We start from the raw sequence: 21,841 nt of genomic DNA, 5'->3' as shown, positions 1-21,841 counted from the left end.
CTGTAAAATTTAAAGCGTACCTTTCGAAAATCCGGCTGGCTGGCCGGCCGGTTAGGAGGATTCATTTTGATTTTGGACATAAAAAATATGAAAAGCTGGGCGCATTTTCTGCTCACCTACAAATTTGCCTTGGATGAAGTCGGCACGAAGCTGCAAATCCTGAACGAGGAGTTCCAGTTTATTCACGACTACAACCCTATCGAGCATATGAAAACAAGAATCAAATCCGCCGAGAGTATCGTGGCCAAGCTCAAACGCAAAAATCTCGAGATCACGATGGACAACACCCGCTCCTATATCCGGGACATTGCCGGAATCCGCATCATCTGCTCGTTCTCGACCGATATCTACCGGATGTACGACATGATCTGCAGCCAGAACGATGTGCAAGTCGTTCAGACGAAGGACTACATCAAGCATCCTAAGCCGAACGGCTATCAGAGTCTTCATCTTATTATTCAGATTCCCGTCTTTCTGACCAACCGGATCGAGCATGTGCCCGTGGAAATTCAGATCCGCACGGTGGCCATGGATTTCTGGGCAAGCCTGGAGCACAAAATCTACTACAAATACAACGAAGGCGTTCCGGCCGAGATTCGTCAGGAGCTTAAGGACACCGCCGATCTGATTGCCTCGCTGGACGCCCGGATGCTCGCGCTGAACAACGAGGTGCAGAGCCAGAAAGCGCTCGTCAAACCGGAAGCCTGACCGCCGGACCCGTTTTGCGGTTTCACTTATCGGGCGCCTTAGGGCGATCCGGGACCTGCATGCGGCGGCCGCCGCTTTCGGAACACGGCACACAGAACGCGAACACCCGACACTTCGCCCGTAACGGCAGCCCCGTACTTTCATCTGAAGCAGGAGTGAACCATGGTATCGTTCATACTCACCCTTAAAAGACTCGTCGGCGGCCTCTGGCACGCTTTTAAAGAAAAAGATTTTCAGGTGCTGTTCGTCCTGATTCTCCTGATTCTTCTGTCCGGCACGATTTTCTACACGCAGGTGGAGGGACTCTCCGTCCTGGATTCGCTGTATTTCTGCGTGGCGACGCTGAGCACGGTCGGACATCCGGATTTTGTTCCCCAGACCGAGCTAGGCAAGATTTTCACGATTATTTACATCATAGCCGGTACCGGACTCTTCCTGGGGCTGATCCTGCGGGTCGCCTACGGCATCATGACGAGCAAAAAATAAACCGAACTCCTTCGGAAGAAGGAATCCGGTTTAGGAAGAGCCGCTTTCGCGAGAAAGGGGCTCTTTGCCGTATGCCGCAAGCAAAACCCCGTCCTCCCTTCCGGGAAAAACGGGGCAGAACTTGTCGTTTATTTAACCATGGCAAAGATATCGTCGTAAGTCAGGCTGGACGGAATGATCTTGTTGGAGAACGGTTTGTTGTCCTCCAGGTGATACTCGCGGAGCGCATCGGTGTCTTTCAGCATATTCCCCGTCAGAATGCAGGCCACGGTCTCGTCCTTGTCCACAATCTGCTGGGATACGAGTTTGCGCAGACCCGCTACCGTAGCCGCGGAAGCCGGCTCGCAGCCGATGCCGGACGCGTCGATTACGGCCTTCGCGTTCAGAATCTCCTCGTCCGTGACGGACACGGCCACGCCGTTCGTCTCCTGGAGGGTGCGCTGCGCTTTGCGCCAGCTCGGCGGATCACCGATGTTGAGAGCCGAGGCTCTCGTGTACGGATTCGGCTCCGCTTCCAGCGCCGTTTTGCCCTCTGCGACCATCTTGTAGAAAGGACTCGCTCCCTCCGCCTGCACGAGTGCCACGCGCGGCAGCTTGTCGATCAGACCGAGCGCATAGAGATCGGAAAGCCCTTTGCCGAGGGCGGACACGTTGCTGAGCGCGCCGCCGGGTACGAAGATCCAGTCCGGCAGCTTCCAGCTCATCACTTGAGCCAGCTCGTACACGATGCTTTTCTGGCCTTCGATCCGGAACGGGTTGATCGAGTTGCAAATATATAAACCCAGTTTCTCGCTGTTTTCCTCCAGAAACTTGATTCCGTGGTCATAAGTTCCTTCAATGGAGAAAATATTAGCTCCGTAAGCTAATGTCTGCAGCACTTTGTTCAGGGAAATATTTTTGTTCGGTACGAACACGTACGATTTGCGGCCCGCCAGAGAGGCGTACATAGCAAGAGAAGAAGACGTGTTGCCCGTAGAGGTGCAGGTAAACCGGTCGTAACCGAGCGAACGGCCGTGCGTAACCGCAACGGTCATGCCGTTGTCCTTGAAAGAGCCGCTCGGATTCTCGCTCTGCGCCTTAAGCCAGACGCGTCTCGTCCCCGCATAAGAGGCAACCGCATCGCTCCGGTACAGCCCCGTGTTTCCTTCGTATTTGGTCACAATCGCGGAATCTTCCACGTCCGGAAAAATCAGTTCCTTGTAGCGCCACACCCCGCTCGCATAAGGGGAAAGCCTATCCGAAAGCCGGCTCTGGAAAAGCTGTTTCAGCTCTTCGGCGTCCAGACCGGAGAAGTCCTGGGAAATATCAAGCATTCCGTTACACGTACAGGTATAGCGGAATTCGGCAAACACCTTGCTGCACTCAACGCATATAAATTTCATCGCGGTTCGATAGACTAACGCCTATCTTCCTCCTCACAAGATCAGATTTATCGCCTCCCAAGAGGCGGACATACCGTCACGGGCCAGCTGTACTCTCTACGTCAGATCTATACCGGAATGATTAACCAATGCGATCTTTTGTGGTATTTTTGCATACTCTATGAAAAAAATCAATAACTTCCGCTCAGAACGCGCCTTCGATTTCATTTTTGTAATGAGAGATATCGGCGTGCAGAACGATCCGCGGAACGCCGTCCGTCAGCTCCACCTTGCACAGGCAAGTCGGATGAATGTAAGGGAGCTCCCACAGGTCGCGGAGATCGCGGCTTTCGAAGTGTGCCATGATCAGCTTGAGCGCAACCGTGTGAGTCACGATCAGCATGCTTTTCCCCGGGTTCTCCTCCGTGATTCTCAAAACTTCCCCGACCGCTCGCTCCTTCACTTCCTCATAAGATTCGCCCGCACCCGCGCGGAACTGATGGGGCGCTTTCCAGAAAGCATGATGCCGTTCGGGTTCGAGCTGCTCGATATCCGTCAAGCTCTGCCCTTCCCATTCCCCGAGATTCATCTCTCTGAGGCTGTCCCGCTCCGCAATGTCCAGCTTCCGCATGCCGCGTATAATCTCGGCTGTCCGGACGGCCCGAGGGCTTGAACTGGAATAAATGCCGTCCAGCGGCACGTCCGCCAGCGCTTCGCCCAGCCAGGCCGCTTGCGTTACTCCCAGAGAGGTCAGCGGAGAATCCTGATGGCCCTGCATTTTCTTGGCCACGTTCCATTCGGTCTGACCGTGCCGAGTCAAATATAAAGTCGTTACCGCCATGTTACTCCCTCCCCTTGGCCGCTAAACGTTTCTCAAAACAGATACTCGCTTCGCTGCCGATATATTCGCCATAATTTTCGATTTCCACATAGCCATGCTTCTTATAGAAATAAAGAGATTCCGGCTGTTCGGAACCCGTCTCCAGCTTAACCGATATAAAGTTCCGCTCCCTTGCCCGTTCCTCCAGAAAAGCCAGCATTCGGCCGGCGACTCCTCTTTTACGATACTCGTTATCCACAAAAAAACGTTTCAGCTCGGTGCTTTCCGCATCCAGCGGACGGATTCCCCCGCAGCCGATGGGCCGGTCCCCGTCATAGGCGACCACAAAAACAGATTGATTCAGACGGGGATCGTCCCGGTCCAGACCGAAAATGTCCTCGGCCGGATACCGCTGGAGCAGCTCCTCGTCCAGTTTTTCGATCAACAACCATAGATCCGGATGTTTGGCATCCACCTGTCGTAAAGTAAGGTTCTCCATCTCGCGCTCCTTTCCATCTGTCTGCCGCTTCTCCATGAAAGCTTTTGCCTATAAGCGATTGAGTCTCTTACATACATTCGGTTTTTCCTTTTGGAAGTCCTTTTCCCGGTCCTTTAAAAAAGATTAATCTTGTGGATAAACGCGATTGTGGATATGTTAATAATAAAAGTCCGATCTATGCACAAATAAGCTTTTAAAGGTGTAGATTATGGGGATAACTTTGTTGATAACTGTGCTATAACCGAAAAAAACCGCCTCCCTCGCAGAGAAAAACCTCTGTTTGGGAGTGCGGTTTCTGGGGATAACCGGAAATTCGCAGTTACTTTTCCATAGAAAATTCTGCCTTGGGCCGCGCTGCGGGCCGCCGATGGGACACATGGCTGTGAAGCACCATTCCGGCCACAATGATCCCGATGCCGAGCCAGGACAGCGCCGAAGGAAGATCGGCGGACAGCAGCAGCACCTCGCCCGCCAGGGCAAAAAGCACTTCGCCCGACTGCGTAGCTTCCACGGCGGCCAGCTTGGACACGTCTTCCCGCACCATGTCCGTGGCCCGGAAGAAGAGTATCGTGGCGATGACGCCGGATGACAGCGCGACGATGAGCGACTGGAAAGTCTGCTCCGTGCTCGGCAGCCCGGCGCTTGCGTAAGCCCAGCCCGCCAGGAGCAGCCAGAACGGCAGGCTGGCCAGCGTCATGCCCAGCACGCGCTGGAACACGTCCAGCCCGCCGCCGCACAGCTCCATCATCTTGCGGTTGCCGAGCGGATAAGCGAAGGAGGCGACCACGATCGGCAGGACGCCGAGCAGCAGATCCTTCGCCGTCAGCGAGCCGGCCTGCTCAAGCTGGAGCAGGAAGATGCCGGCCAGAATGACGAGCGACATCGTGAGTCCGCGCAGCGGAATCCGGCTTCGGACTTTCACGGGCCCCGCCGGAGTCGCGATCGTCTCCCAGAAGAGCGGGGCGAGCAGGGAGCCCGAGATGATGGTGAGCTGCCACGTTCCGGCGGTCAGCCAGCCGGGGGAATAGGCCGCGGCGAAGCACATGGGCGCGTAGAACAGCCCGAAGCCGACCGTGCTCCACAGGAGCCATTTCCACGGGTGCAGCCTCATCGCCCGGAAGAGCGGCCGCAGGTTGCGGCGTCCCGCGACGATCAGGAGGAGGAACGGGACCATGAACAGGTAGCGCAAAGAGCCGCTCCAGAGCCAGCTCCCTCCTCCCAGCTCCATCTTACGGTTGAGTACGAACGTAATGGCAAAGAAAAAGGCGGATAAAATGCCCAGCAGTATCGGTTTCATGAAGGTTCAGCCTTTCTCTGCTTGATTGCTCCCGGCCAGCCGTTCCCCCAAGGTGAGCCAGTTCTCTTCGACCAGACGGGCAGCGGTTGCCGCATCGCGCTTCCGGCAGGCTTCAGTGATTTCGCGGTGCTGCTCGACGGATTGAAGCCCGTGGGCGGAAGCGAACCGGGAAATTTCCAGCCGCTGCACTTTGGGCAGGATGCCTTTCAGCGCGGACAAGATTTCCTGGTTGCCTGCCGCCTGCAGAAAAACGGCGTGGAAAGCGTTGTCCGCCTCGATCGCCGCCGGAACGTCGTTCCGGCCGAGAGCCTCCTCCAGCGCCTTGTTGGACTGCACCAGCGCTTCATGTTCCTCCGGGCCCAGATAAGGCACGGCCAGACGGGCGGCCAAGGCATGGAGCGCCGCCACTACGGTGAAGGCGTGTCTGCCTTCCTCGGGCTTCAGCGGCGTGACACGTGTCGCGGAGCCGGGAACCGCTTCGACGAGTCCCTCGTCCTCCAGGCGCTTGAGCGCCTCCCGGACAGGCGTGCGACTTACGCCGAATTGCTCGGCCAGCTCCTGGTCGCTGAGCTTGGCGCCCGGCTCAAGCTCCAGCGAAACGATCGCCTGCCGCAGCGCCTCGTATATTTCGTCGCGGAACGATTGGCGTTTAATGCGTTGAATGGTTGGTTTCGTTTTCATAAAACCAATATATTGGTTTATAGGTTGGTTTGTCAACCTCTTTACCGGGAACAGAAAAAAGCAGCCGGGCGTTATCCGCCTGCCTGCTTCATCCAGTTCACAAGTCCGATCCCGTATTCGCTTTGAATCTGTTCAACCGCCTCGTCCCGCACGACCTCACCGTCCCGGATCAGAATAACGCGGTCCAGCAGAGGCTCGATCTCGTCGACTTCGTGGGTGGACAGGACGAGCGTCTGTTCCTCCATATCCACGTAAGAAATCACGGTCCGGATGATCGATTCCCTCACCAGCGGGTCCAAGCCGGACAGCGGTTCGTCCATCACGATCAGCGGCACCTGTCTGGCGAGCACGAGTACGATTTTCAGACGCGCGCGGTTGCCTTTGGACAGCCGGGCCACCTTTTCCTTCAAATCCAGCCCGAAAGATTCGGTCAGCTCCAGCGCCTTCGCAATGTCAAAGTCTCGGTACATCGCGGTGTAAAAACGCAGCGTACGATCCACGGTATGGGTCGGATAGAATACGTCCTGCTCCGGCAGGAACGCGACCCGCCGCGAACTGATCCGCGATACCCGCTGTCCTTCAAGCTCCACCCTTCCTTTGGAAGGCTGCAGCAGACCTGCCATCAGCTTCAGCACGGTCGATTTTCCGCTTCCGTTCGTGCCGATGATGCCGATAATCTGTCCCCTCGGTATGTGGAAGCTGACGTCCTTCAGCACCCTTTTGCCGATAAAGCTCTTGCTTACCCCATCGAACACGACGATAGGTTCCGTACCGTTCCCGGTTTCTGCCATTTTCATTTCCTCTCCTCTGAAAGACCCTTAATTCAGCTTGAGAAATTTCTGTACATTCTCTATAATCTGCTCGTTGGAATAGCCTAAATCACGCATTTCCTCCGCGAACCTTTTTAATTCTCCTTCTTTCAGCTCATCCCGGAGCCGCGTTAGCAGCGACTCGTCTTCCGTAACAAACATGCCCTGTCCCCTCCGGCTTTCGACTATACCCATTCTCTCCAGCTCCATATTCACTCTCTGGACCGTATTGGGATTAACCCCGAACTGTACGGCAAGTTCCCGGACCGAGGGCAGCTTGCCTCCCGGCGGAAATTCCTTGCGGATGATTTGCCGGCATACCCGCTGGACCAACTGCAGGTAAATCGGCTGCGAGCCCGAAAACTGTTCAGGCATGAACTTACACCTCCACTTTGCGATCCAAAAGCCAGGTCGGTATATACACGATGACGGCCAGATTAGCCAGTGACCAAATCATTTCCCCCGAATAAAAAGGGTCGCCGTCCCAATCAAAGGCGTAGCCCCACTTGAACAAAAATTGATACATCGGGCTCATTTCAAACGTATATTCCACGAGCATGGCCGCGCCGATCAGAATAATCGCCGCCAGCCAGCGCAGCCGGCCGACCCGGTTGCTTAGTGCCAAAGCCGTGAAGTACACCAGGACCGCCAAGGCGGCAATGAAAAATGCGATGAAGAAAAAGATAAAGACTTCTTTAAGCCCCGAGCCGTGAAGCAGCCCCCTGAAATAACTGACGTGTCCCGATAAATAAAAGAGATCGTCTCCCGGACGTTCGACCAGCGCCGTTTTTTCCACCTTGTACATCCACAGGAACATCGTGATCGAAACGAGCAGACCCCCGATCATTTCCGTCAGTGCGGCCGCATATTTCGCCCCGATCAGCTTCCAGCCCGGCTGCGGCAATTGGAACCAGAGCGGTGCCCGCTCCCGTTCTTTACCGAAACTGATCAGCAGGTAAACGGACGGAAGAAAAACATGCAGATAAATGATGCCCAGCCACAAGGGAGTAACAACCCCCGACTGGTAGCGGTAAGCCATAAACGTCATCAGAGCGATCATACCGACGGAAAAAGCTGCCCAAGTCTTCTGAGAGCCGGTCACGGCTGTCCGGATGCCGATTTCTTTTTTGAATAAATTCCACCAAGCGTTCAAAGTGTATTCCTCCTCGGTCAGTTCTTTGTGTTAGTGTATTAATTAAATAGTACACTGGTACATGAAGCGGTGTCAAGCCGCATTTTTTCTTTGTCTGCTGCTGTTTGAGGACTATAAAAGTTAGAACTTACACCGGCATACCCGATCCGCTACGATAAACCGTAGTGATGGACTTTTTGAGCGGAAAGGAGACTACCCGGAAATGACACTCCAACTGACGAGACTTGTGAAAAGAAAACTGCTGAGCGCAACCGTTTCTTCGCTTTTGTTCGCTTTCTTTGCCGCCTGGTACACACGGCATGAGCCTTTCTTTTATCACCCGCTCGCGGGAGCCGCCCCAGGGGCCTTTTCCCAGGTTATGTCGGTCGGTTTGATTTACCTCCTCTATTCCGCTCCCGTTATTTATGTATACGGCACCTTTACGTCTCTGCTGAGCGACTTTATCGGCTTTTGCATCCTGCCTTACAGTAAGCTGCGGCTTGCCGTTTCGGGGATGATGCACGGAGTGTTCGGGCTGATTCTTTTCCCTGCCAGTCTGGTGGCGGCCGCTTTGTTTTTCCTTGTCGATATAGCTCTGGCAGCCCGATTCCCCGGTCAAAAGAAATAACAAAAAGCAGCCGCAACGGGCTGCTTTTGGGGGCTGGCCTTCGCCAGGTATGAGTTTTAACCGTGTAAACTATACACGTTCTGAATCAAATGGGAGGCCCCGCCGAGGCAGGACGAATTTCACTTCGTTAGCGAAGGAATTGAGAGACGCCGACGATGGTTCATTAATGGACCGCACAAAGCTCCCAACACGCGGTGCTCGGCGTCACATAACAGTTCATTTTCGGGCTGCCACCCCCACACCGCTTAGCGCGGAAGCTGGACGTTCATTTCTAGGTTGTCCAGGAAAGTGACCGGCGTCATCCGTTTGGTCAGCAGCTCCAGCGAAGCGTTCTTGCCGACCGCAGGGAATTCCAGCTCGTACTCGTAGATGCCGTCCTCGACGCTTTTCAGCTTCTTGCCCGACTCATCCAGTCTCTTGCCGTTCTCCACCAGCCAGATGCCAGTCGTTTGCATCGGTGCCGTTTCGCCTGCGGCCGCTACTCGCACAACGGTTTTGTCCTCGCTGAAATCCACACCCGTGACGGAAATGCTGCCGATTTTCCCTTGGTCCACTTGGAGCGGGTACGTTCCCTTCAGTGGTATTTTCACATCCGCTTTGTCCGAAAACATCGTCGTTGTATCATCATAATACCCGCCGATATAAGGCTTAATCGTCAGCTCCTGCGGCTTTCCTTTCAAAGTCTCCACCGCTTCCTCATGCCTCATGCCCCAAGAACCGTCCGGGAATTCGAACATTCCTCCGCTCCCGCTCTGCCTCTCATAAATCCATCCGTTGCTGTCTATCACCAGGTAGTCCATGTCCATAAGTGTACGGTCGATTTCCGGGTCCAGATCCGCGGGATTAGCCGGTAACTTTTGCGAAATCATAAACTCCGTGCCGGCTTCGGAAGCGTTGAGATGCTCCAGTGTAAACTCGACTCCGCCCCAGTGTTTCTTCAAGGAAGGAGTCAATTGGAACGCGGATGCCGCATTTGTGTCTTGAGCTGCGGCTGTTACCGCAGGCTGTGCTTTTGCTTGGTGAGCGGCCGCATACGGCCCTCCTGCTGTCAGAGTCCCTCCGAATACGATCGCGGCGCTTAATACGGCAAGTGTAGCTTTTTTCATGATTTCTTCCTCCTTTTCTGTAGCAGGACGGGATGATTGCACGGCTTCCAGGTTTGCGCTGCTGTGCTGCGTCCTACATATCTATAGGCGTGAAAAGGGAGGGGCTGGTTCAAAGATTTGGAATGAAATAGACACGAGAGATTAGAAAATACCGACTTAAAGAATTAAGGTATAGCTTAGTCAATTATCGAAAATTTCGAGTGCCTCATTCAATTCCTCGTAGTATTCATTCGGCTTTTTTAGGCTTGCCTGCAATTTGTTTCTGCAGTTGCGTTTCATTTCTTCCGACATATTTCGAGCATTTATTTTTAAAAGAGATAATGCTTGCATTGTGACCTCATAATTTCCTTCGATTAACAAATCCGTTAATAATTCTCCGTAAGCGGAACAATTAAAACTTTCTAAAGCATAAAGCAATGTTCCTCTGGAATTTATCGTTTTGGGACTTTTAAGTAAGCTGACTATAGGTGCTACGGCATCATCACATCCGATATCAGATAGCGCTATCGCAATCGTGTTTCTTAACTGATTACTATCGGTATCCAATAAGATGGTTATTAACATAGGTACAGCTTCAAGTATTTTGAGGTCGCCTATTTTTTCAACAATCAAATCTGCCTCCTCTATGTTATTTCTGCAAAGTGCTTCTTGTAATGATTGAATTATTTCCACCCATTACATCTCCTTTTCTATTTAACTTTAGGTTTACCTATCGATACCCAGTAATCATAAGCTTCTTTAGCATCATGTGTGTTATCTATATCCCTTTTCCCAAATTCTTTTTTACCTACTCTATGCACCAATTTTGAAAGTTTTTATCATTATAACCGTACCATTTATCCCTTGTACTTTTACTACCGCCTCTGAACTCCTAACCTTTTTTAGCAACTCCTGAGCTAAGACCACTAGCTCCTGATTGAACACTTCTTCCAAACAAAATCCCGTCCCTAAAATCAGGAAACCCTTCTTTATACTGATCCTCTAAATATCCTTGGAAGAGCCACTTTTTTAACTGAGCTTGTGTCTCATTACTAGAATTGCTATAAACTCCATTATCCCCTTGGATCCAAAGTATATATTTATCTTTATTTGATAAATCATTTTTCTCAAATGGTGCACCAAAAAACTTACCATTTCTGCGCTCTCTTTCACCTATATGTTCGTAATCTGGAGAACACCCTACTCCACTAAATCTTTCACCTTTATTCTTTCCATCATCACATCCACCTGAATGACTCCATTTTCCATCCGAAGAGGTGCACCAGTGCCCTGTAGGGTCAATATTCGTGAGAGGGATTTTAATGCAGTTGAATGAGAGGTCGGCATTGCAAGTAGGATATAAAATTCAAGCATAAAGCTGTGCGTACACCTTTTTGAAGAAAAATTGATACAGGGAAGATGAGGGTTAAGTTTATTGGTATCCGATCAAAGGATTCACTCCGCACTGGGCGGGGTCTGTTGAGAAGTCGCCGCGACAGTGGAGAAAAGAAAAACCACAACACGAGGGTTCGTCGTATTGTGGCATATAAGTTAGAGAATCATTTCTCTACAACATCTTTTATTTATCTGGGTATTTCTCTAGTTCTTCCTTGATTTCTTTTAGTTCCGAAATTAATCTTTCAAAAAGAACTGCGTTGTTAGGGTCATTTTTATTTTTAAAATTAGTCTTGCCTAGGTATATTCAAAATCAATAATGCGTGTTTTTAATCGTTCTCCCTCATCATCAAACTTACTGTCATAAAAAGCATTTATAAATTCTCTCTTAGAGTAAGGAAACCCTACGTGCTCAATGCTTAACTCAAGAAGTTCAACAATTTCTAATGCAGTATTTTTGAACTCATTTTTATTCATATTGATCCACAATTCACCCCTCCATATCCTAAAAAGATAAAATGAAAATATAAGCAAATCATGACGGTAAGGTGATAAATAAGTTTTTAAATCCATACCCTTTATTCTTCAGTTACAACAATAGAGCAATATTAAGAGAACATTATAATTTTAGGAGAACAAATATAATAGTACAACCTAATGTTATATTATGAATTAAAAGATACCACTTGTATTTCTTAGTTTTTATCATGTTAATGCAAGCGAATGTTGAATATAATAGTGCACATAAAACCGAAATTATTTTGTTATAAATATCAATCTTAAAAAATGTATCCACATCTGGGGTCATATTTGGATTAAATAAATTATAAATGTTATAGGTGAAGAAATCGTCTAAAAGAAGGTAAAAAAATATACTAAATAAAACTATACTGTAAATAAATAAAGGAATACTTCTCAACAACAACTTAATATTCATGTACCCTCCCTTTGATTAAAAAGGCCATAAACCATACAGTGGATTAAATCTCTCTCAACTTTGATTTTATATCAGCTAATTGCTCTAGGAATTTTTGTTTTATTTCTTGATTTTTGGGATTTTCCTTATTGCGAAAATCAACTTTTCCTTGGTAACGAGTGTACACAGATAAAATATAACGCCTTAATTCCCCGAGTTCACTAGATAACTCTAACTCAGCAAAAGCATTAATAATCTTCTTGGTCTCATGTGAAAACAGATTCAATGAGTTAATCCCATTTTCTATTAAATATACCACTTCTAGAGCCTTATGTTTAAATTGAGTATTCTCCATTTCTTCACTCCACTTTTATTGTCATTTTTTCTTCTTGCTTCCACCACTTTTTTTCTTAGTTCCACCATCATCAAAATAATAATTATCAATATAATTCATTGCGCCTGTGGTCGTAATAGGTTTGCCGGTAGTGAAGTTATAAAAGGAATACAAAATTTTTCCGTTATCTATTGATTCAATATTCATCCACATATCATTAAATATTTTAACGTTTATATCGTTTATAAAACCACCTCTCTCAAGCTCACTCAACTCTTCATACTTTTGAAGCTGTCTTTCCGCATTTTCATTAAATCCGTCCCATACAGGGGATAACTTACCAATTGTTTTGTTCCATTGTTTTGGTTTAACTTCCCACATCGAGTTTCCTGAAACAATATCAACCCAATAATATCTTATTGCGTAACCTAAATCTTGACCAAATACATTGGCGTTTTCTGTAAGTCGATGTTCTAATTCTGTTATCTCTCCAGACCTTCGATGGATTTGTGCAGCAGCTAAAATTTGTGTAATTTCGTGGAATGCTGTGAAAATCGGTACACCATCTCCATTTTCATTAATAACAGCTTGAACAAGTTCAGAATTATCTTCATATTCACCTGCCAGATAATCAAGCAAAATTGTATTTAAGGTTGCTTTAGGCATATGTCCACTCGGATCAACATGCGTAAGCGGATTATTACTCACATACGTATACAAATTCAAGCTCAGCGGATTATCCAACTGCCCCTCATACGTATCCTCGTTAATAAACCGTCCCATGCTCGGATCGTACCAGCGGGCGCGAAGATACTGTAACTTCGTACTATCATCCCAGTATTCCCCACTGTACATGAAAGGATTATCTACACCGGCCTGCAAAACAGTCGGATTTCCCCAGAGGTCATACGTATATTTATTGATTACAGCACCAGCAGCATCCCGTAATTCAATGACATCTCCATGACCATTGTGTACATAATATGCTTTTGTCCCACTCGCATCTACGCGTGCAACAAGGCCATTCCCGCGTATATAACTGGCTTTATGAGCAACGGTCCCATTCGTGACAATACCTTCCGCTATCATTTGATCGCCATCATAGTAATAACGAAGCGTGACTCCATTCTCAGTACGTTCGGTCAGAAGCCCGTCCCCATTATATTTATAACTGACGCTAGATCCTTCACCGACTTTGACCTCTGACAGTTGGTTACGGTCATCGTATTTATAACTTGTATCCGCAGGTATAATGGGCTTATCGCTTTGGAGAGTGAGCCGATTTCCGCGGCTATCATAGCTGTAACTCTCATTAAACTCTGAGGCGGTGGCAATCCGATTTAAACCATCATACGTGTAGGCGTTAACCTGTCCATTCTCGGTTTTATTTTTCTGATTTCCATGCAAATCATAACCGTAACCGAAAGAATTGACTGTCGTGCCAGATAAGCTTTGTGTCAAAGAAGTCAGGTTGGAAACCTCATAATTATACGCTGAAACGAGTCCATTCTTACCTTGAGTAACGGCGGGCAAATTATTCTTCTTGTACTGATACGCAGCATCCCAATTAGCAGGATCCTGCCCGACTGCTTTTAACCGGTTTCTGGCATCATACTGATAATTCGTTACAACGCCGAAAGGATCAGTCATTTGCGTACGATTGCCCTGAGCATCATATGCATATTGTAGGGTACGTTTATCCGGGTACTGAATCTGGTTAAGCCACCCAGTCGATGGATCATAAAGATAATTCGTTGTTCCGGTGCGATCCTGCATGGACAACCTGCGACCGGCTGTATCATACTGATGGGTTATAGTTTCATCAGCCGTAACACTATTTGTCTGAAGATTTAAAGAGTTATACGTGAAGGTTTGAGCGTTCCCTTTGCGATCCACTGCTTTAACTAAATTGCTATTGGCATCATAGAAGTTGGTTGCCGTTTGGCCAAGAGGATCCGTGTGCCCAATCAATCTTCCCATTTGGTCATACGTTTTCTGTGTTTTATTGTGATCCGGGTACTCAATCTGAGTTAATTTATTGGACAGACTATAACTGTAGCGAGTCGTATTCGCTTCCGGATCGGTTACAGCCGTCAGCCTTTTCATGACGTCATAACTGTATTGAGTGGTCTGCACGTCTCCAAGGGTACTAGTGCCATCCGTTACGTTGGTTACGTTACCTGCCGCGTCATATTCATATTGAACGGACTGCGTAAGAGTTCCCGCTGTGCTGTAAACTTCTCTCTTAACAGGCCGCCCAAGCAAATCAGAACTCTCTTTAACTTTATTGCCTTCCTCGTCTTTACTTGTCACTGTGCGGTTTACGTCATCGTATTCGATTGTCGATTTAGCCTGTTCTGCTCCCGGGTACGTAGTGGCACTTAGACGATCTCTTTTGTCGTACTCGTAGGAAGTGCGATTACCCGCTCCATCCTGACTCCAGACCTGACGGCCGTATGAATCATAGCCAAATTCTTGTGCCGGTTTGCCGACAATCCCCGTTTTAATTTTCCAACCCAATGGATTCCACTTAGCAAAAGCAGTGACTCCCGTAGGATCTACCGTCGTAATTTCATTCGCTTCGTCGTTATAAGTGTACGTACTGAAGCTGGAATCAGGCTGGGTTACTTTAGTCGCTCGGCCAAGTTTATCGTACTCATAGCGGGTATCAAACCCTTTGCCGTCCGTAACTTTCGTCATCAGGCCGGTAGATGAATTGTACTCGAATCGGTTTGTGACGACCGAATTTTGGTTGGCGGCGTCGGTAACTTCTACAGACTGTTCGGTTAGAAATGCTCCCTGATATTGCGACCCAAAAACTTGGTTCACAACCGTGTCTTTTGTATCGTCTTTCACTGAAATTTGCACGGGGTTTCCGTAAGCATCATAAGTGTAGCTTGTCTGTGCCTTCAGAGCGCCTGCCGCATTGTTCTCTTTGACGCGAACGACTTTAATTCCATTGGTTGTCGGATACCGTTCCAATTCGGTGTAACTATTCAACCCGCTTCGGACAGGACTCGTGATGCTGCTGACCAAATGGGTGGAAGCATCATACTGGTAAGTCGTCACAGTATTTGCCGGGTCCGTTTCCGTTAATACATTTCCGTACTCATCATACGTACGCTGAACGACTTGTTCAGTCGAGCTGGAAGAACCCTGCACCGTTTTCGTGGTGGTTTTCGTTGGAGACGGCCAACGGTTTGTCCGGTTATATTCCATGGTTTGAATCGTTTGTCGAGTACCGTCGTCTTGCTTAATTTGCGTATTATAAAAAACTTCAGGTGTTTTATCATCCACATAAATCTTGTCATAGTTGTACGTGGTCTGAGTTCTGCCATTGTTGATTGTGGTAGCAAATGACGTATTTCTTTCTTGGACCGATCCGCCGTCACCTGAGTAGGCATAATCTATACGATTAGACCCGCTCTCGGCACCGTCTGCAAAAGTCACGACATCTTCCCTGGCTTTCACCCGATGGACAGTTTCCTGACCAAAGTATCCTAAGCTTCGGTTGAACGTTTCATACGTATAATCCGTACGTGCTTTCGTTGGATGATAAACCTGTTTAAGCAAAGCTACGTAATTGTCCTTCATATTTTTTGCACCCACGATATCAAAAGGAGCAGCCGAAACATTATAGACATACTGCGTCTTGCGTCCCATTTCGTCCGTTACTTGTGACAAAAGCTCTTTATTTCCTTGAGGATCTTTAATTTTGTCATACTTTACCGTGCGGTTGCCGGATGTTAAAACCACATCTTTTTCGGTATAAGTAATGGCAATTTCGTTTCCAATAGCATCTCTTACTTTGGTTAAAACTTGTCCATAAGGAGAAATATTCTGGTACTCAAATTGAATCGTATTTTGGTAAACATCGGAGATTTGCAATAGCTGCCCATTGGACGAAAAGTATTGTTTTTTTCCATCTAACGATTTTAATACGTAAGCCGAAGATAAATTATTTACTTTTACTGAATAATCATTGGTTAAAGCAAGGCCTTTCCAAGGATATCCTTTTAAAGATAATTTATCTAGTTCATAGGCTCCTCCGCCCAGGAGGTGAATATAGCTTTTTCCATCTTCTTTAAAGTCTATATAAGGAATATCCCAACTCCAGCCCTTTCCGATTGGAAAGCGATATTCGTTTTCAATTTTTTTGATTTTATTCGCATAAACAATACGCTTTTCGAAAACGACATCAACCGAAGGATCCGCCACTACATTTCCATTTGTATAGGCCTTGGCAACAAAATCTATACCGTTTAGCCGAATATCCTCCTTTTGGATGAGCGGCAAACTTCGAGGATCATCCGGATCGGTGTATTTCCATGTGCTTTTAAGATGATCATATACTTCATTATTAAATTCATACATTACTTCTTTGTGAGGGTAGGGCCAGTTTGTATATTGGCCCCCATACTGTATCAATGATTCGTACTTCCATGGTGGACCAAAATCAGAGGCATTACCTTCTTTAGGGCCAACTGGTACATGAGGATATTTATAATACAATCTTACTGTAAGACCTGGATAATAACGCTGTGTATAGGGTTTGTCCGAAGGCATAGTTTTTGTCGTAGTAAATGGCATCCAAGCTGTTATATTTACGTGTTAAGGCAAACGATAGTCCGTTTCTCCCCGGGAGAGTCATATCGGTAGATTGTATTTGCAAGGAACCGTTAAGAGCCGATACATCTTCGTTAAGGGAGGCCGCATATGGAGCACGATCCGCATTCACATTCAACCTTTTGATGGCTAACTCGTCATAGCTGGTGGGGTAGTCGGAGGTTGATAGAAGCGACGTTCTCCCGTAAGTAGCACCCGTAACCCCGCGTGGATAAAGCAATGAGGGGTCGGGTATAATCGAATCTCCGGACGACTCCACATAGGTTCCATAAGTTTGCTCGGAAACTGTAGGTGCGGTCGGACCCGGCTGAGGTTCCTTCTCTTCAAACCGCTCCGCCGAATAATCTTCTTTTTTCAACTGCTCTTCAATCGTTGGATTCATTTGATTTAACACTTCTCCAAGCGGTTGGGAAGGGTCATGCCTTGTTTGCAAGGCGGATTGAATCTCCAACAGTGAGTATCCTTTGTTTAGTTCGGACAATAGGTCCGTTTCCGGTACTGCGTAAGTTTTACTCAGGCTTTCTACCGTTAATAACTGGGATATTTGCTGCGGATTGCTTGCGGATTGCTCATTCGCACGAATTACATATAAGGGAGCGAGCATTTGAACCATTAAGCAAAATAAAACCAAATAATTAATTTTCTTCTTCATGCCGTCTTTTCACCATTCCTTGTATTTAGTCGTACATTGTACATCATATTTTTTCCAATAAAAACCACTCATATTGCCGTTTTTGTCATAAGTGATTTCAATCGGACACGAATATTCGTCTTTCATGGTTTCTATTTACGTTAATTGACCGGAATGATTATATTGATGGGTCTCAGCCATACCTATTGAAGGCAGCAGTCCCATCATGATAAATAAACTTAAACGTTCCCGATGCTCCGTACAGCATAGTACTAATAAATATATCCTTGGTTCCGGTAGGCACGATCACATCCTTACTTATCTTGGTCCAGTCATTGCTAGTTCCATACTCCAGTTGACCACTTTCACTGTATGGATAGGAACCGCAAATACAGATAAATTTAAATCAGAAAAAATCTCCATATATCACCAAATGGGTACTACGAAAATTTTCACAGCAATTTACTCCATCTAAAAATTTCCTACACAGACTCACTTTAATACAGGATTATATATCATGTATATCTTTAATTTTCCTTTTGATAAAAATATTATTTTTTATTCAAAAAAATATTGTATTTTATTATGAAAATATTTATTGTGTTTGTTATATGCTTCATAGGAGGAATTTTATATGAATAGAAAAACAGGACTTCATAGTCTAGTATGGATGATTTGTTTGTCATTACTGCTGGCATTCGCCGGGAAAATTCAAGCCGCTCCTACTGTTATGACAGGAACTAAACAACTATATGGAAGCGGCGGTCAGTTAGACTATACCCATCTCCCTTCCAATGAATTTATAAAATACAAGTATGATCGAAACGGAAATTTATTAGGCAAAGAGCCTGCAAATATGGAACCTGATTCTTCTGTCGACCTTAACGGCATGGATGTTTATGAAATCCCTAATCTTAATGTCGATACTTCTTTTGGCAGCAAAACGACGGTTGAATTCTGGATGTTCTGGGAGGGCAATGAAGTTGTAATGCCATTTGCCTGGAGTTCAAAGTTTGATCTGTATTTTGCAGATGGATATTTCGGGTTTAATCATTTTAATGGGGATATTTTCGGAATTCCTTCGACTACTTTAAAAAATAAATGGGTACACGTTGCCGCGGTGTTTTATAATGGGGACCCTGATTCTGGAAATCTTGAGCTATATATCAACGGGGTAAAGCAAACCTTACAAAAGGCATTAGGCAACGCAACATAGGGGACAGGTGTCAGCAACCGCGCTTATATTGGCGGGTATAAAAATGAGGCTGGAACGGACTATCGGTTTAAAGGTAAGATAGCTAACTTGAGAATTTGGAACAACAAACAAGAGAATAAACAAATCGTTACGAATATGTACAAAAATTTAAAAGGTACAGAAGATAATTTGATCGGAGAATGGTTTTATGAAAAAACTTTTATTAATCCCAAATCCTTCAATGGAACTGAGTTTATTGAGCTGTCCAATTTAGATATAAATAAACAAGAAGGCGGTTATAATACAGTCGAATTTTGGATGTTCTGGGATGGCACTAACACCGTTATGCCCTTTGCTTGGAATACAAGGTATGATCTTTATCTCGCGGATGGACACTTCGGCTTTAATACATTTAACGGCGACTTGCTGGGCATACCTTCCCTGTCTCTTAAAAATAGATGGGTTCATGTCTCAGCGATATTCAAGAACGGGGATGTCACCAAAGACAGTTTTGAACTATATATAGACGGCACTAAACAAAATATCCAAAATTACCTTGGTGCAGGCAAATCTAGAGCGAGCGCAGGCGATAAAGTTTACATTGGCGGTTATAAAGAGAATGATCAAACCTTATATAACTTCAAAGGCAAACTTGCCAACTTTCGAATTTGGAATAAGAAGCTAGATGTGCTACAAATCCAAAGTAATATATTCAAACGGTTAAACGGAAATGAAAGCGGGTTAGTTGGTGAATGGGGACTTCGCGACAATCCGCTTAACCCCAAAATTTTCAAAGGAGATATGTATTCTGAGCTTTCGAACGTCCATATAAATACAGGTCAAGGAGAAAAAAATACGGTAGAATTCTGGATGTTCTGGGATGGAACGAATACGGTTATGCCATTTGCATGGGATTCGGGCTATGATCTATATCTTGCTGACGGATACTTCGGTTTTAACACTTTTAATGCGGATGTTTTAGGTATTCCTTCAGATAATCTAAAAAATAAATGGGTTCATGTGGCCGCCGTTTTCTATAATGGTATTCCTGATAAAGATAACGTTAAATTATATATTAATGGGCTCCCCCAACCCCTGCAAACACTTAAGGGACCTTTTACCCGAGAGGGAAGAGCAAGTACAAATGTATATCTGGGCGGGTACTTGGAAGCAGGCAAGAAAAATTATTTGTTCAAAGGGGGGATCACAAATTTAAGAATCTGGAAAAAAGAGTTATCTGAAGATCAAATCAAAACATATATGTACTTAAATAGTGCAAAAGCTCCCGATTTAGTTGGACAATGGAAACTTGAGGATTCCGAGTACCTTCTTAAAGAGAAATAAGTATAGCTAATTCTAAACTTTAGTGTGGAATGAAACGATTCAATGGAGGCATTATCACCGGGCATTCCTTTACGGGACATGTTCATGGTAATGCCTTTTCCTTTTAAGGCCGCAAATCCTGTACAAACGCTGTGTCTTGCTTGTCCTCGTTTTAATGCTTTCGTTTTTGTTGCGTTAAAATTAATATTTCGGCCTCAGTCTTCTACACAAAAAGAGCCGTACCAAAATCATCTGCGATGAATTCAGTACAGCTCTTTTGCTTAATGTTCTATTTTGCCGGTATCACAAAGTGCGCACCTGAAATATACGTGCTTTCGATATAGCCGATGGATAGATATATGTCCTGTTTTTCGGCCGCTGCGGCAATCGGATTGAAATGGAAGGTCGCTGTTTTGGTCGCCGGGTCATAGTCTGTTTTGGTAATTTCAAGTTCTTTGTATTGGGACGGATCCTGCAAATCCTCCCGACCGATGGAGATCGAATCAATGTCCGCTCTGAACTTCCCGCCGTAGCCGTCGTCCAGCACCTCCGGCTCTTCGAAGAAAATGAATTGAACCTTACCGTTAGAAGCTAGAACATTTTTAATGTTTCCCTGGCTGGCGTGAACGGTTTTGGAACCTACGACGGATTGGTCGGATGCCAGTTTGGCGACGACCTTGAAATCCTCGATCCAAGAATACCAGCCTACATTAAGCTTGCCCGTAGCCGGGTCGATTGTAATGCCGTACGGAGGATCATTATCATCGTTCCATCTCTGGTGATCGTTTGCGAATTCCAGGCTCCAGACGACCCTAGCGTCTTTGACGGCTTCGCCGTTCTTATTTTTAACGGCCGCTTCAAAAGAGATGCTTTGGGCCGACTCGTCCGTTAGTTTCACGGAATCCGGGCCGGTGATGGCAATGGTGCCCTCCGCTAGCTGAGCCGTCTCCTCCGGGCCTGGTCCCGTGGTCTCCGTCGGAGCTGCCGTTTCACCGGTTGCCCGCTGCAGCGTGACAATCGTTTCGGCGCGGGTGATCGGCGCTTCGGGCTTGAAGGAATGGTCCCCATAGCCGCTCATCACACCGGAGCTGACTACGGCCGCAACGGCCGAGCTTCCCCACGACGCGATAGCGGACTGATCGCGGAAAGCCTCCGCTGTTTCGCTTTGAGCTCCTGTCTTATTCAGCAGCCGGGCGACGATCACGGCCGCTTCCTGCCTGGAAATCGAAGCATTGGGACGGAAGCTGCCGTCCGGGTACCCTTCGATATATTTGGCCTGGACTGCTTTGGCGACTTCGCCGTACATCCAGTCGGATGCCGCGACGTCTTTGAAGGAAGCCGTGCCCTGCGCTTCCAGCTTGAACGAGCGGTTAACCAGCGAAACGAACTCCGCGCGGGTTACCGCCTTGTCCGGCTTCAACGTGCCGTCTGCGTAGCCCTGTATGTATCCTTTGTCTACCCACTGCTTTGTCTGCTGCTCGGCCCAGTGACCCGAGATATCGCTTGCAGCGGACGCCGAAGCGGCCCAAGATAATTGAGCGGGCGCCATCACGGTACATGCGAGCAGCGTGACCGCCATTTTTTTGCGTAAACCTATACTTGTTTTCATTCAATGTAACTCCCCTCTATCTGTTGTCTCCTAATGATTCGACCCCCTTCCACAATTTTCCTTCATTTCGTGCCTATATTATGATTCTTTAGACCTATGTAATTTCAGGGGATGAAAAAGCTGATTCCCTACCGGATAACTGGCTTCCCTTCTTCACCGGGGAAGAATAAGAAAAAGCAGCCGCAACGTACTGCTTTTAGGGGCGAGACTTTGTGTCTAATCCACATGTAGGGTAAAATGGGTATATAGTCCTTTTTTATAATGTAACAAAAAATTTCCGGCACGAGGGGAATTACCTTATTTACT

General features: G+C 47.0%; 20 protein-coding genes. 5 read left to right on the top strand and 15 right to left on the bottom strand.

Going from position 1 to position 21,841, the window contains the following annotated elements:
* Positions 1–87 precede the first annotated feature (87 nt).
* Both KVT34_RS22305 and KVT34_RS22300 read left to right on the top strand, forming a co-directional pair.
* Positions 88–708 carry a GTP pyrophosphokinase gene (locus KVT34_RS22305; protein WP_217561463.1) on the top strand — a complete coding sequence of 207 codons (621 nt, stop codon included), beginning with the start codon at positions 88–90 and terminating at the stop codon, positions 706–708.
* Between the two features lie 162 nt (positions 709–870).
* Positions 871–1,194 (top strand): potassium channel family protein, encoded by a 324-nt coding sequence (locus tag KVT34_RS22300; protein WP_217561218.1) that lies wholly within the window; start codon positions 871–873, stop codon positions 1,192–1,194.
* Between the two features lie 128 nt (positions 1,195–1,322).
* Here the strand turns inward: KVT34_RS22300 and thrC are convergent, their stop codons facing one another.
* The 8 genes from thrC to KVT34_RS22260 form a co-directional block, all read right to left on the bottom strand.
* Positions 1,323–2,576 (bottom strand): threonine synthase, encoded by a 1,254-nt coding sequence (gene thrC, locus KVT34_RS22295; RefSeq protein WP_217561216.1) that lies wholly within the window; start codon positions 2,574–2,576, stop codon positions 1,323–1,325.
* Between the two features lie 184 nt (positions 2,577–2,760).
* Entirely contained in the window at positions 2,761–3,396 is a 636-nt protein-coding gene (locus KVT34_RS22290) for a histidine phosphatase family protein (RefSeq protein ID WP_217561214.1), read from the bottom strand.
* Between the two features lies 1 nt (position 3,397).
* Positions 3,398–3,874 carry a GNAT family N-acetyltransferase gene (locus KVT34_RS22285; protein WP_217561212.1) on the bottom strand — a complete coding sequence of 159 codons (477 nt, stop codon included), beginning with the start codon at positions 3,872–3,874 and terminating at the stop codon, positions 3,398–3,400.
* Between the two features lie 319 nt (positions 3,875–4,193).
* Complete coding sequence (locus tag KVT34_RS22280; protein ID WP_217561210.1) at positions 4,194–5,171, bottom strand: DMT family transporter; 978 nt, start codon at positions 5,169–5,171, stop codon at positions 4,194–4,196.
* A gap of 6 nt (positions 5,172–5,177) precedes the next feature.
* Positions 5,178–5,852, bottom strand: a complete 675-nt coding sequence (locus KVT34_RS22275) for a GntR family transcriptional regulator (RefSeq protein ID WP_217561208.1) — start codon at positions 5,850–5,852, stop codon at positions 5,178–5,180.
* A 71-nt stretch (positions 5,853–5,923) separates the two neighbouring features.
* Positions 5,924–6,643 carry an ABC transporter ATP-binding protein gene (locus tag KVT34_RS22270; protein WP_254635061.1) on the bottom strand — a complete coding sequence of 240 codons (720 nt, stop codon included), beginning with the start codon at positions 6,641–6,643 and terminating at the stop codon, positions 5,924–5,926.
* A gap of 27 nt (positions 6,644–6,670) precedes the next feature.
* The gene (locus KVT34_RS22265) at positions 6,671–7,036 is read right to left on the bottom strand and encodes a GntR family transcriptional regulator (protein ID WP_009671720.1); all 366 of its coding nucleotides are present in this window, start codon (positions 7,034–7,036) and stop codon (positions 6,671–6,673) included.
* A gap of 4 nt (positions 7,037–7,040) precedes the next feature.
* Positions 7,041–7,814, bottom strand: a complete 774-nt coding sequence (locus KVT34_RS22260; protein WP_217561204.1) for a hypothetical protein — start codon at positions 7,812–7,814, stop codon at positions 7,041–7,043.
* Positions 7,815–8,016: 202 nt separating this feature from the next.
* Between KVT34_RS22260 and KVT34_RS22255 the strand changes: the two genes are divergently transcribed.
* Positions 8,017–8,421 (top strand): hypothetical protein, encoded by a 405-nt coding sequence (locus KVT34_RS22255; RefSeq protein ID WP_217561201.1) that lies wholly within the window; start codon positions 8,017–8,019, stop codon positions 8,419–8,421.
* 245 nt (positions 8,422–8,666) lie between these two features.
* On the opposite strand, the gene KVT34_RS22250 is transcribed toward KVT34_RS22255, so the two are convergent.
* The 6 genes from KVT34_RS22250 to KVT34_RS22225 form a co-directional block, all read right to left on the bottom strand.
* Positions 8,667–9,527: a DUF5643 domain-containing protein gene (locus tag KVT34_RS22250; RefSeq protein WP_217561200.1), complete on the bottom strand. Its 861-nt coding sequence runs from the start codon at positions 9,525–9,527 to the stop codon at positions 8,667–8,669.
* 180 nt (positions 9,528–9,707) lie between these two features.
* Positions 9,708–10,199: a HEAT repeat domain-containing protein gene (locus KVT34_RS22245; protein WP_217561198.1), complete on the bottom strand. Its 492-nt coding sequence runs from the start codon at positions 10,197–10,199 to the stop codon at positions 9,708–9,710.
* Positions 10,200–11,198: 999 nt separating this feature from the next.
* The gene (locus KVT34_RS22240) at positions 11,199–11,474 is read right to left on the bottom strand and encodes a hypothetical protein (RefSeq protein WP_217561196.1); all 276 of its coding nucleotides are present in this window, start codon (positions 11,472–11,474) and stop codon (positions 11,199–11,201) included.
* 407 nt (positions 11,475–11,881) lie between these two features.
* Complete coding sequence (locus KVT34_RS22235) at positions 11,882–12,172, bottom strand: hypothetical protein (RefSeq protein ID WP_217561194.1); 291 nt, start codon at positions 12,170–12,172, stop codon at positions 11,882–11,884.
* 21 nt (positions 12,173–12,193) lie between these two features.
* Positions 12,194–16,663, bottom strand: coding sequence for an RHS repeat-associated core domain-containing protein (locus KVT34_RS22230; protein WP_217561192.1), 4,470 nt, complete (start codon positions 16,661–16,663; stop codon positions 12,194–12,196).
* Positions 16,653–17,429 carry a hypothetical protein gene (locus KVT34_RS22225; RefSeq protein WP_217561190.1) on the bottom strand — a complete coding sequence of 259 codons (777 nt, stop codon included), beginning with the start codon at positions 17,427–17,429 and terminating at the stop codon, positions 16,653–16,655. The genes KVT34_RS22230 and KVT34_RS22225 overlap by 11 nt, the downstream gene beginning before the upstream one ends.
* A 613-nt stretch (positions 17,430–18,042) precedes the next feature.
* On the opposite strand from KVT34_RS22225, the gene KVT34_RS22220 reads away from it, so the two are divergent.
* Both KVT34_RS22220 and KVT34_RS22215 read left to right on the top strand, forming a co-directional pair.
* The gene (locus tag KVT34_RS22220) at positions 18,043–18,624 is read left to right on the top strand and encodes a LamG domain-containing protein (RefSeq protein ID WP_217561188.1); all 582 of its coding nucleotides are present in this window, start codon (positions 18,043–18,045) and stop codon (positions 18,622–18,624) included.
* Positions 18,625–18,711: 87 nt separating this feature from the next.
* Positions 18,712–19,947: a LamG domain-containing protein gene (locus KVT34_RS22215; protein WP_217561186.1), complete on the top strand. Its 1,236-nt coding sequence runs from the start codon at positions 18,712–18,714 to the stop codon at positions 19,945–19,947.
* Between the two features lie 268 nt (positions 19,948–20,215).
* Here KVT34_RS22215 and KVT34_RS22210 read toward each other — a convergent pair whose 3' ends face one another.
* Positions 20,216–21,535 carry an S-layer homology domain-containing protein gene (locus KVT34_RS22210; protein ID WP_217561184.1) on the bottom strand — a complete coding sequence of 440 codons (1,320 nt, stop codon included), beginning with the start codon at positions 21,533–21,535 and terminating at the stop codon, positions 20,216–20,218.
* Between the last annotated feature and the right edge of the window lie 306 nt (positions 21,536–21,841).

The sequence above is a fragment of the Paenibacillus sp. GbtcB18 genome (genome assembly GCF_019091125.1).
In the GTDB taxonomy this organism is placed as follows: Bacteria; Bacillota; Bacilli; order Paenibacillales; family NBRC-103111; genus Paenibacillus_F; species Paenibacillus_F chitinolyticus.
Note: the sequence above shows the minus strand (reverse complement) of the source record. Positions and strands in the feature narration are given on the sequence as shown.

Excerpts from the sequence above, each read along its gene's own strand:
- KVT34_RS22305 (WP_217561463.1), top strand. The coding sequence starts at position 88 with ATGAAAAGCTGGGCGCATTTTCTGCTCACCTACAAATTTGCCTTGGAT.
- KVT34_RS22300 (WP_217561218.1), top strand. The coding sequence starts at position 871 with ATGGTATCGTTCATACTCACCCTTAAAAGACTCGTCGGCGGCCTCTGG.
- thrC (WP_217561216.1), bottom strand. The coding sequence starts at position 2,576 with ATGAAATTTATATGCGTTGAGTGCAGCAAGGTGTTTGCCGAATTCCGC.
- KVT34_RS22290 (WP_217561214.1), bottom strand. The coding sequence starts at position 3,396 with ATGGCGGTAACGACTTTATATTTGACTCGGCACGGTCAGACCGAATGG.
- KVT34_RS22285 (WP_217561212.1), bottom strand. The coding sequence starts at position 3,874 with ATGGAGAACCTTACTTTACGACAGGTGGATGCCAAACATCCGGATCTA.
- KVT34_RS22280 (WP_217561210.1), bottom strand. The coding sequence starts at position 5,171 with ATGAAACCGATACTGCTGGGCATTTTATCCGCCTTTTTCTTTGCCATT.
- KVT34_RS22275 (WP_217561208.1), bottom strand. The coding sequence starts at position 5,852 with ATGAAAACGAAACCAACCATTCAACGCATTAAACGCCAATCGTTCCGC.
- KVT34_RS22270 (WP_254635061.1), bottom strand. The coding sequence starts at position 6,643 with ATGGCAGAAACCGGGAACGGTACGGAACCTATCGTCGTGTTCGATGGG.
- KVT34_RS22265 (WP_009671720.1), bottom strand. The coding sequence starts at position 7,036 with ATGCCTGAACAGTTTTCGGGCTCGCAGCCGATTTACCTGCAGTTGGTC.
- KVT34_RS22255 (WP_217561201.1), top strand. The coding sequence starts at position 8,017 with ATGACACTCCAACTGACGAGACTTGTGAAAAGAAAACTGCTGAGCGCA.
- KVT34_RS22250 (WP_217561200.1), bottom strand. The coding sequence starts at position 9,527 with ATGAAAAAAGCTACACTTGCCGTATTAAGCGCCGCGATCGTATTCGGA.
- KVT34_RS22240 (WP_217561196.1), bottom strand. The coding sequence starts at position 11,474 with ATGGATTTAAAAACTTATTTATCACCTTACCGTCATGATTTGCTTATA.
- KVT34_RS22235 (WP_217561194.1), bottom strand. The coding sequence starts at position 12,172 with ATGGAGAATACTCAATTTAAACATAAGGCTCTAGAAGTGGTATATTTA.
- KVT34_RS22225 (WP_217561190.1), bottom strand. The coding sequence starts at position 17,429 with ATGAAGAAGAAAATTAATTATTTGGTTTTATTTTGCTTAATGGTTCAA.
- KVT34_RS22220 (WP_217561188.1), top strand. The coding sequence starts at position 18,043 with ATGAATAGAAAAACAGGACTTCATAGTCTAGTATGGATGATTTGTTTG.
- KVT34_RS22210 (WP_217561184.1), bottom strand. The coding sequence starts at position 21,535 with ATGAAAACAAGTATAGGTTTACGCAAAAAAATGGCGGTCACGCTGCTC.